Origin of the sequence: Burkholderia sp. SIMBA_051, from assembly GCF_046534915.1 — a bacterium.
Taxonomy (GTDB): Bacteria; Pseudomonadota; Gammaproteobacteria; order Burkholderiales; family Burkholderiaceae; genus Burkholderia; species Burkholderia ambifaria.
In genome coordinates this window covers 1-281 of sequence record NZ_JAWRXS010000184.1, presented here as the reverse complement: position 1 = coordinate 281, position 281 = coordinate 1, and the positions used below count along the sequence as shown (strand labels likewise).

General features: G+C 75.1%; 1 protein-coding gene. It reads left to right on the top strand.

What is annotated here, in order from left to right; translation table 11 throughout:
- Nucleotides 1-281, top strand: a 281-nt coding sequence (locus SB771_RS34105; RefSeq protein ID WP_410721932.1) for a GntR family transcriptional regulator, incomplete at both ends; no start/stop codon positions are given.

Here is a 281-nt window from a genome sequence, read left to right as displayed (position 1 = left end):
GCGTGTCGCGGATCACGGCCCGCCGTGCGCTCGTGCTGCTGGTCGAGCAGGGGCTGATCAAGCGGGCGCGCGGCGCGGGCAGCTGCAGCACGCCGCGTGTCGCCGATCCGCTGGCGCGTCTCGTCGGCTTCACCGCGAAGATGCAGCAGCGCGGCTTCGTGCCCGATTCGGTGTGGCTGTCGCGCACGCTGAGCGCCGCGAGCCGCGACGAGATCACGCATCTCGGCCTCGCGCCCGGTGCGACGGTCGCGCGGCTCGAACGGCTGCGCCGCGCGGACGGC